Origin of the sequence: Alistipes sp. HGB5 (genome assembly GCF_000183485.2) — a bacterium.
Lineage (GTDB): Bacteria > Bacteroidota > Bacteroidia > Bacteroidales > Rikenellaceae > Alistipes > Alistipes finegoldii.
The window spans coordinates 100,744-111,437 of sequence record NZ_AENZ01000086.1 but is presented as its reverse complement, the minus strand read 5'-3'; the positions used below and the strand labels follow the sequence as shown (position 1 = coordinate 111,437).

General features: G+C 55.6%; 5 protein-coding genes. All 5 read left to right on the top strand.

Annotation, left to right across the window (positions count from 1 at the left end; genetic code table 11):
* Window positions 1-2,418 (top strand): hybrid sensor histidine kinase/response regulator transcription factor (locus HMPREF9720_RS14745; protein WP_039940924.1); only part of this gene is annotated, 2,418 nt, incomplete at its 5' end.
* Window positions 2,419-2,549: 131 nt separating this feature from the next.
* Window positions 2,550-4,403 carry a beta-N-acetylhexosaminidase gene (locus tag HMPREF9720_RS14740; RefSeq protein WP_009599147.1) on the top strand — a complete coding sequence of 618 codons (1,854 nt, stop codon included), beginning with the start codon at window positions 2,550-2,552 and terminating at the stop codon, window positions 4,401-4,403.
* Window positions 4,404-4,413: 10 nt separating this feature from the next.
* Window positions 4,414-6,744, top strand: a complete 2,331-nt coding sequence (locus HMPREF9720_RS14735; protein WP_009599090.1) for a beta-glucosidase family protein — start codon at window positions 4,414-4,416, stop codon at window positions 6,742-6,744.
* A gap of 34 nt (window positions 6,745-6,778) precedes the next feature.
* Complete coding sequence (locus HMPREF9720_RS14730) at window positions 6,779-9,067, top strand: glycoside hydrolase family 3 protein (RefSeq protein ID WP_039940910.1); 2,289 nt, start codon at window positions 6,779-6,781, stop codon at window positions 9,065-9,067.
* A 22-nt stretch (window positions 9,068-9,089) separates the two neighbouring features.
* Window positions 9,090-10,676 carry a beta-N-acetylhexosaminidase gene (locus HMPREF9720_RS14725; RefSeq protein ID WP_009599092.1) on the top strand — a complete coding sequence of 529 codons (1,587 nt, stop codon included), beginning with the start codon at window positions 9,090-9,092 and terminating at the stop codon, window positions 10,674-10,676.
* Window positions 10,677-10,694 lie beyond the last annotated feature (18 nt).

Sequence of the window (10,694 nt, the reverse complement as noted above, 5' to 3'; positions counted from 1 at the left end):
CTTGCGGTCCGTATTCCTTCGGAAGGGAGCTTTAAGGCCGTGTCGGCTTTCCCGAATCTGGAAAACAAAGGTATCGGCAATATTGCCCGGGATGAAAACGGCCGGATGTGGATTACCACGAATAATTCGGTCTTTTCCTTTTCGCCGGACAGCCTGGGCAATCCCGAGCATATCAATACCTATATTATATCGGCCGACATGCAGTCGTTCTTCTTCAACCGAAACGCTTCGGCGCAGGTCGATTACGGACGCATTGCTTTCGGAGGATCGAATGGGCTGATGATATTCACCGGCAATCGCACGCAGCCCCACCAGACGAGACTGCCGATCGTGCTCACAGACTTCAAGGTGCATAATCGTTCGTTACGGACCATTCCCGCACGGGAACGATCGCGCATCTCTCTCCGGGATATCGATTACACGGATGCCGTGACGCTTACGCACGACCGGAACAACTTCTTCATCGAATTCTCGATGCTCTCCTATGCCAATCCGCGCGATCATATTTTTAGATACCGGCTCGACGGATTTGATAAGGAGTATGTTACGGCCGATTCGCACCACCGTTTCGCCTCATACAGCAATCTTTCACCGGGAACCTACACATTCCGTCTGCAGGCTGCCGGGGAAAACGGCGTGTGGAGCAGCAACGAGCGGACGCTCACAGTGCGGATACTCCCCGCCCCGTGGCTTTCGTGGTGGGCCTGGACGATCTATTCCGTGCTGCTGCTGGTGCTCGCCTATGGGGTCGTGCGGTTCCTGCGCTACCGGCTCCGGCTGCGTCAGGAGGTGCAGATTTCGAAGTTGGAGCGACAAAAAACCGAAGAACTGAATCATGCCAAATTGCAGTTTTTCACCAACGTCACTCACGAACTGATGACTCCGCTGACGATTATTCTTACTTCGCTCCAGAACCTGAACAACGGCACAGGGGACAATCAGACTCTTTACGGTGTCATGTCGGCCAATGCGACGCGGCTGATGCGACTGATTCAGCAGATACTCGAATTCCGGAAAGTCGAGAGCGGGAATCTGAAAATCCGTGTTTCGCATGGCGATGTCGTCGGATTCGTTCGCCGGTGTGTGGAAGCTTTTGCCCCGCTTGTGGCCCGAAAGCAGCTCAAGGTCTATTTCCGTGCTTCGTCGGAACAGGTCGACGGCTGGTTCGATCCCGACAAACTCGATAAGATCGTCTACAACCTGCTGTCCAATGCGGCAAAATACACGCCCGACAAGGGTGAAATTATCATCCGGATCGAAACCGGAGACGACTGTTCGGTCTGCATTTCGGTCGCCAACAGCGGCGAACTGATGACCCAGCAGACTATCGACGGACTTTTTCGCCGGTTTTACGACGGCAATTACCGGAAACACCATACGATTGGAACCGGTATCGGTCTGTCGTTGGTCAAGGATCTCACCGACCTCCACCGAGGTTCAATCCGGGTGTCGAGCGACGAGCAGGACGGCAACTGTTTCCGAATCACGCTACCCATAGGTCGAGATGCTTATACCGAAGAGGAGATCGACGATGATACCGGAGACGATGCCGCGGAAAAAATTTACGAAGGGGCCGGAGAATTCGTTCCGGTGCAGCCCGATGCGGCGATGACCGATACCCCCTCCCGCACACGCACTGACCATACGCTGTTGGTCGTCGATGACAACGAAGAACTGCTCTTGTTGATCTCCAATCTTTTGGCGCCCTATTTCCGAATTGAAACGGCATCCGACGGAGAAGAAGCGCTTCGTATATTGTCCCGACAGCCGGTCGATCTGATCGTTTCGGATATCATGATGCCCGGCATGGACGGTATCGAATTGTGCCGACGGATCAAGCAGACCTTCGAATACTGTCATATTCCGGTTATCCTGCTTACGGCCAAAAATGCCGACGAAAGCCGGATTGAAGGGTATAATTCAGGGGCGGACGGCTATGTCACCAAGCCCTTCAACCTGCAGTTGCTCTACGCCCAGATTGTCAATCAACTCCGGAAATTGGAGGTTCGGGGCCTGCATTTCCGTAATCAGCCGGTTTTTGAGGTGGAGAAACTGGAGTATACTTCAATGGACGAAAAGTTCATGCGTCAGGCTATGGCGTGCGTCAATGCGCATATCGACGATTGCGAATTTGCACAGGCCGATTTTACCCGTGAAATGAATATGTCGCGTACGATTCTTACCGAAAAACTCAAATCGCTCACCGGGTTGACTCCGGCTGCATTCATCATTGACGTGCGACTGCGTGCTGCCTATCATTTGCTCGAAGAGCAGAAGAAGATGCGTATTGCCGATCTGGCCTATGCTTCCGGATTCAACGACCCGAAATATTTCAGTACGTGCTTCAGAAAGAAATTCGGATTCTCTCCCAAGGAATTTATCGACAGACTGAACGAAAAAGGCGATAAAATCGCTTGATTGTCCGCAGAAGCGGGCCTACAACCGTTTTTCGGTAAAAATTCGACCTGCATGATCCATGTCAGGAGTATTTTCGTACCCGGTAGATTTTGTCCCGGCAGAGTGGATGGAATCGGCTCAATCCATAGGATATGATTATGAAACTCATTTTTGCAATCTCCATTGTCGCTCTTTCGTTCTTCGGCACTGCCTGCCGGAGATCTGTCGGCGAAATGATTCTGGTGCCGATGCCGCAGGAGGCAACCTTTACGGGAGGTTACTTTGAAACGGACAGCGCCCGATTCGTGGAGCGTGCAGGCGATGGGTACGTTGCCTGCCGAATCGATCCTTCGGCTCCGGAGATTCGTCCGGAGGGTTACCGGCTGAAAGTGACTCGCCGGGGCATTGACCTTACGGCCCTGGATTCCGCGGGACTGTTCTACGGCCGGCAGACGCTGTGCCTGTTGGCGACCGCACAGGGGATTCCCTGCGTGGAAATCATCGATAATCCCTGTTTCGGTTATCGGGGTATTCATCTCGATGTTTCGCGGCACTTTTTCCCCGTTGAAACGATATTCCGGCTCCTCGATGAAATGGCACGGTACAAGCTTAACAAATTTCATTTCCATCTGGCGGATAACGGCGGCTGGCGCATCAGGATCGACGCTTATCCGCTGCTGACCCGGCTGGGAGCATTCCGTACGGAGTCCGACTGGCTCGAATGGTGGAGTTACGGCGACAGGCATTATGTACCCGAGGACACACCGGGGGCCTATGGCGGTTACTATACGAAAGAGGAAATTCGCAGAATCGTTGCCTATGCTGCCGAACGCTTCATCGAGGTGATTCCGGAAATTGAGTTCCCGGGGCACTCCGACGAGGTTTTCGCAGCTTATCCGGAGCTCTGCTGCTCGGGCCGGGCCTATACTTCCGGCGAGTTTTGCGTCGGCAATCCGCTGTCGTTGAAATTTATGGACGAGGTCCTGACCGAGGTTCTGGAGTTGTTCCCCTCGAAATACATCCATATCGGCGGCGACGAGGCCGACCGGACAGCTTGGAAGAGCTGTCCCAGATGCCGGCATCTGGCCAGGGAGTTGGGCGGAGTGGACCAGGTGCAATGCTATCTGGTCGAACACGCCGAAAAGTTTCTGGCGGAACACGGACGCACGATGATCGGATGGGATGAAATCCTGAAGAACAACCTGCGATCCACCTCTACGGTAATTTCCTACAGGGGGCAGCGAGGAGGCATCGAGGCGGCCAACCGCGGTTACGATGTGGTCATGTCGCCGGGCGAGATCCTCTATTTCGACTGGTATCAGGCCGATCCTCATACACAGCCGCGCGCGATGGGCGGTTTCTCGCCGATTCGGAAGATGTACGGTTTTCATCCCGTCCCCGATACCCCTGCAAAGGCGGCCGACAATGAATCGATAATTCGCGGTGAATTCGTTTCGCCGGATTCGGTCGAATATATCTATGACGGCGGCAAAGAGCACGTCATCGGGGTACAGGGTTGCACATGGACCGAGTTTATAGAAACGGAAAAACATTTGGAATACATGATTTTCCCGCGTTTGCTGGCTGTTTCCGAACTTGCCTGGACTCCCCGGGAGCGATGTGAGTGGAATGATTTCCGTCGTCGTATCAATGTTCATGTATCGTTGCTGCATGCGCGGGGAATCAATGCTTTTCCATTGAGCGACGACGTTGTGATTACGGCTCAGATGCTTTCCGAAGGCAAAAAGGCCCGGGTGACGCTCGACACGGAGAAATATCCCGCCGAAGTACGCTATACTTTGGACGGTACGGCCCCGGTTCCCGGATCAGACCTTTACGACGGGCCTTTTGTCGTGAAAGCGGGGACAACCGTCCGGGCGGCGCTCTTTGTCGCAGGCAGGATGGAGGGGACCATGACGGAACTCTATGTCGATGCCCGCCGCAATGTCGATAATTACTATACTTATCTGAATACTCCCGAGGTATACGCCTCGACAGACCGTTAATCGATACTTTATGAAAAAACTACTGATCGCACTGTTTTTGTTTCCCGTGACGCTGGTCGTGGCGGTTCCGTCTGCAAAGCCCCGGTTGGGCGAGGCTCCGGTCCGGAAGATCGTTGCGGCTATGAGCCTTGAGGAGAAGGCCGGCCTGCTGGTGGGAACCTCAATGGAGGGTTACGCTGGCGAGGGCGCTGTAACGGGCCGCACGTTGAAAACAGTTCCCGGTTCGGCCGGAACTACCCGCTCTTTGGAATCCTACGGCATTCCGACAACGGTGATGGCCGACGGTCCTGCGGGCCTTCGTATCGATCCGGAACGTGCAGGAGATGCACGGACTTATTTCTGTACGGCTTTTCCGATCGGCACGATGCTCGCCTCGACCTGGGACGAGGCGGCTATTGAACGCTGTGGCGCAGCAATGGGTAACGAGGTGCTCGAATATGGCTGCGACGTGATTCTCGGTCCGGGTATGAACATCCACCGCCATCCGCTCTGCGGCCGCAATTTCGAATATTATTCCGAGGACCCGTTGCTGAGCGGCAAATGCGGCGCGGCGATGGTGCGGGGCATTCAGTCGCAAGGCGTAGGGACTTCGGTCAAGCACTTTGCGGCCAACAACCAAGAGTCGATGCGCTTACAGAATGACGCCCGGGTGTCGCAACGTGCGTTGCGTGAGATTTATCTGCGAGGATTCGAGATCGCCGTCAAGGAGGGGCGTCCGTGGACGGTCATGTCGTCCTACAATCGTATCAACGGACCTTATACGCAGGAGAGCCGCGAGTTGCTGACCTCTGTTCTGCGCGACGAATGGGGCTACGAAGGTCTTGTCGTGTCGGACTGGATCGGAAAACGTAACACCGTGGCACAAGTACATGCCGGCAACGACCTGATGATGCCGGGAGAACCGGCTCAGGCGAGAGAGATTGTAGAAGCGGTGCGCAGCGGGAGACTCGCCGAGGCGGATGTTGACCGGTGTGTGACCCGTGTACTCGAATATATTCTGCGGACGCCCCGTTTCCGGAAACAAGCCGTGTCGGAGACTCCCGACTTGGAAGCACATGCTGCCGTATCGCGTCAGGTGGCAGCGGAAGGCATGGTTTTGCTCCGCAACGAAGGCGCTGCTTTACCACTTGCCGCAGGATGTAATCTCTCGGTGTTCGGAGTCAATGCCTATGACTGCATTGCCGGAGGTACGGGCGCCGGACACGTCAACAAAGCCTATACGGTCGATTTGGACGAAGGTTTGCGCAACGCCGGATTCCGGCTTAACACCCGTACGGCAGATCTCTATGCAAAATACATGTCTTTCGGTGAGGCACTGCTCGCGGAGCAGAACGCCCTGCGTTATTTGGGCGAAAAGTGGTTTGTCCCCGAAACGACGCTGACGCCGGAATTCATCGCTTCGCGTGCGGCGGACAGCGATGCGGCCATCGTTGCCTTAGGCCGCAATTCGGGTGAATACAACGATCGTCCTACATCGGATTTCTACCTGACGGAAGCCGAACGGGAACTGCTCGAATCGGTCTGCTCGGCGTTTCATGCCGCGGGTAAGAAGGTGGTCGTGGTGCTCAATATCGGCGGCGTGATCGAAACCATGTCGTGGAAGGAACTTCCCGACGCTATCTTGTTGGCCTGGCAGGGAGGTTTGGAAGCCGGGAATGCCATGGCTGATGTTTTGAGCGGCCGCGTATCGCCTTCGGGAAGGCTGCCGATGACTTTTCCGGCGGATTATTCGGATCATCCGTCATCGAAGAATTTTCCGCTCGACTATCGGGGGCGCTGCGGCGATTGGGCCGACGACGCCCCGGAACGGCACCTGCGAAACCTGGGATTCACTTGTTACGAGGAGGATATCTGGGTGGGTTACCGCTATTTCTCGACCCATGCTCCGGAGGCGGTGTCCTATCCTTTCGGCTATGGTTTGGGGTATACGACCTTCGAGTGGACGGATGCGGCCGTCAGGCGTTCCGGGACGGATTATGCGGTAACGCTCCGTGTAACCAATACAGGTTCGCGCGCCGGACGGGAGGTCGTTGAACTTTATGTTGCAGCCCCGCAAGGGGCGCTGCCGAAGCCCGTGCGCGAATTGAGGGCTTTTGCCAAAAGCCGGGAATTGCAGCCCGGGGAGTCGCAGGCGCTGACCCTTCGTTTCGCGGCTGCCGATCTGGCCTCGTTCGACGAGCGTATTTCGGCGTTTGTCGTCGATTCGGGGCGCTATATGGCCGAACTGGGGCGTTCTGCCGACGACATTGTCCAGCGGCTGCCTTTTGTCGCCAAAGCTTCCGAGCGCAAGGTGCATGACGTACTGAAACCGCAGGAGCCCCTGCGACGACTCAAATTCTGATGCAATGAAAATAATAGCTTGTTTGTTGATTTGTATGGGCTGCAATGCGCTGTTTGCAGCAGTGCCGCCCGCTATCCGGCCCGACGCGAAGATCGAAACCCGGATTGAAAAGATACTCGGCCGCCTGACGCTTGAAGAGAAAATCGGCCAAATGTGTCAGTTGACCGTCAGCATGGTGACCGATATGAATGATTCCGGGCATCCGTTCATCAGCGATGAGCTGCTCGATACGGTCATCGGACATTACAAAGTCGGGTCGATTCTCAACGTACCGTTCGATGAGGCGCAGTCCCGGGAGGCATGGACGCAGATTATCGGTAGGATTCAGCGTCGTTCGCTCGACTGCCTGGGGATTCCCTGCATTTACGGTGTCGATCAAATGCACGGTGCTTCCTACACCCGCGGTGCAACCTTTTTTCCGCAGGGGATCAACATGGGTGCCGCGCTGAACTGTGAACTGATGCGCCGTTCGTCGGAGATTTCGGCTTATGAAACCCGTGCCTGTGCCATTCCGTGGAATTTTGCGCCGGTGATGGATTTGGGACGCGATCCCCGATGGTCGAGGATGTGGGAGAGTTACGGAGAGGATGTTTGTGTCAATTCCCGGTTGGCGGCGGCTTCCGTGCGCGGTTTGCAGGGCGATGATCCCAATCGGATCGGGATGTATCGGGTGGCTGCTTGTTTGAAGCATTTCATGGCCTACGGCGTCCCCGTGTCGGGCAAGGACCGAACGCCTTCGTCCGTTACGCGCAACGCCCTGCGCGAAAAATATTTTGCCCCCTTTCTCGAATGTATCCGGGCCGGGGCGCTGTCGTTGATGGTCAACTCGTCCAACAACGACGGTATGCCCTTTCATGCCAACCGCGAGTTGCTCACGGGGTGGTTGAAGGAAGAACTGAACTGGGACGGGGTGATCGTTACGGATTGGAATGATATTTACAATCTATATGAGCGGGATCATATCGCCGAGAGCCGCAAGGATGCGGTTCGGATCGCTATAAATGCCGGGATCGATATGGCCATGGTCCCTTTGGACCGGGATTTCTGCGTCTATCTCCGTGAACTGGTCGAGGAAGGGCTGGTTTCCGAAAGACGCATCGATGATGCCGTTCGTCGGATTTTGCGGTTGAAAATGCGCATCGGGCTGTTCGAAGAGCCGTTCCCGGACACTTCGAAGTTCGATCGTTTCGCGAGTGATGAATTCGCCGCCGTGGCTTTGCAAGCTGCCGAAGAGTCGGAGGTGCTGCTCAAAAACGACGGAGGTCTGCTACCGCTCCCGAAGTCGGCGCGTATCCTGCTCACCGGCCCCAATGCCAATTCCATGCGCTGTCTCAACGGCGGCTGGTCTTACACCTGGCAGGGTGAGCGTTGCGATGAGTTTGCAGATCGTTACAATACGATTTACGAGGCCTTGGCGCGTAAATTCGATCATGTTACCTGGATTCCAGGCGTAGAATACGGCACCCCCTCGGAGAATTGGCAGGTGGAGCGTGTGCGGGGAATCGGCGAAGCAGTCTCGGCAGCGGCCGATGCAGACGTGATTGTCGTCTGCATCGGCGAGAACTCCTATTGTGAAACTCCGGGCAACATGAATGATCTGAACTTGTCGCAAAACCAGAAAAAACTGGTCCGCGAACTGGCGTCTACGGGGAAACCCCTCGTATTGGTGTTGAACGAGGGACGGCCGCGTCTGATCGGCGATATAGAGCCGTTGGCGCAGGCTGTCGTCGATATCCTGCTGCCCGGCAATTACGGGGGTGACGCACTGGCCAATCTGCTTGCCGGGGATGCGAACTTCAGCGCCCGGCTTCCCTTTACCTATCCGCGCTGGCCCGATGCGTTGGCCACCTATGACTACAAACCCTGTCAGAAAAGGGGTACGATGGAGGGCGAATACAACTACGATGCCGTGATGGACGTGCAATGGCCTTTCTGCCACGGATTGAGTTACACTACATTCGAATACGGAAATCTGCGGGCTAACCTTACGGAATTTCGGGCCGGAGATACGCTTTCGTTCACGGTCGATATCTCCAATACAGGCGACTGCGCGGGCAAGGAGGCCGTATTGCTCTGGTCGAGCGATTTGGTGGCAAGCCTGACGCCTGACGTGATCCGGCTGCGCAATTTCGAGAAGATCTCCCTTGAACCGGGCGAAACCCGTACGGTGACGCTTTCGATACCGGCATCCGATCTGGCGTTTGTCGGTTATGACGGTCGCTGGCGGCTCGAAAAGGGCGATTTCCGGATCCGTATGGGTACGGAGACCCTGTTCGTCCGATGCGTGGAAACCCGGGTGTGGGACACCCCTAACATTCCCTGAAACCGTTCTAAAACATACCGATATGAAAAATGTTTTTTTTGCCGTCATGGCGCTTGCTGTTTCATTTACGGAAACCCGAGCGGCGGATTCTCCCGCGATCGTTCCCATGCCTCAGCACATCGCTTACGCAACTGGCGAAGGAGCGGTGCTCTCCGCCGGATCGCGGATCGCTGTACCCGGCGGGGCTAAAGCGTTGCGGAGTGTCGCGGAACTCTTCGTGCGGGATATTTGCCGGGAACATGGACTTCGGCTGAAAGTTTCCGGAATTTCCGAAAGCGGCATCGTACTCGGGATCGATCCGGCGCTCAGGGCGGAGGCCTATTCGCTCGACATCGGCCAAGGGCGTGTCGCCGTGACGGGCGGTTCCCCTTCGGGACTCTTCTACGGATTGCAGAGCTTGCGTCAACTTATCTCGCAGTATGGCATGCGACTTCCGGCAGTGCATGTGGAGGATGAACCTTGTTTCGCTTATCGCGGCGCCATGCTCGACTGCTGCCGTCATTTCTTCACGGTTGACGAGATCAAAACGTTCATCGACATATTGGCGCTCCACAAACTCAACCGTTTTCACTGGCATCTGACCGACGACCAGGGATGGCGTATCGAGATCAGGCATTATCCCGGATTGACGAAAGAGGGGTCACGGCGTGCCGAAACAGTCCTTGGACGCAATACGAATATCTACGACGGCATACCTTCGGGAGGATACTATACGCAGCGACAAATTCGTGACGTCGTAGCCTATGCGGCCGAACGGTTCATTACGGTCATCCCTGAAATCGAAATGCCGGGACATGCCTCGGCGGCACTGGCGGCCTATCCCTGGCTGGGGTGTGCCGGTGAGGGGTATATGGTACGGACGCGATGGGGTGTATTCCCGGAAGTTTATTGCGCGGGCAAGGATTCGACGTTCGAATTCATGGAGAACGTGCTTGCAGAGGTGTGTGAACTGTTTCCCTCGGAATATATCCATATCGGCGGGGATGAGTGTCCCAAACAGAGTTGGACGAGCTGTCCCGCCTGTCAGCAGCGTATCCGTAATGAGCGGTTAGAGCATGAAAACGAATTGCAGAGTTATTTTGTCCATCGGATTGAAAAATGGCTCAACGCCCGGGGGCGCAATCTGATCGGGTGGGACGAAATACTCGAAGGAGGGATTTCAAAGACGGCTACGATTATGTCGTGGCGCGGTGCCGATAGCGGCGTTGCCGCTGCCAAGGCCGGGAATCAGGTGATCATGACCCCCAACACGCATTGTTATCTCGATTATTTTCAGACGCAGGAGCCGGAGCGCCTCGAACCACTCGGTATCGGCGGTTACGTGCCGGTTCGTAAGGTTTATTCGTTCGATCCCTATGACCGTCTTTCTTCAGCGGAACAATCCTGTATTCAGGGAGTACAAGGGAATATATGGACGGAATATATCGCTTCTTTTGCCCATGCACAGCATATGGCCTTGCCGCGGCTGGCCGCATTAGCGGAGGTGGGATGGGCCTGCGACCGCCGCGATTTCGGGGATTTCACCCGGCGCATGACGGTATTCCGGAAACTTTACGACAAATGCGGCTATCGCTACGCCTCCTATTTCTTCGATGGAACGGGCGAATAAATCGGTCTACCGGTGCTA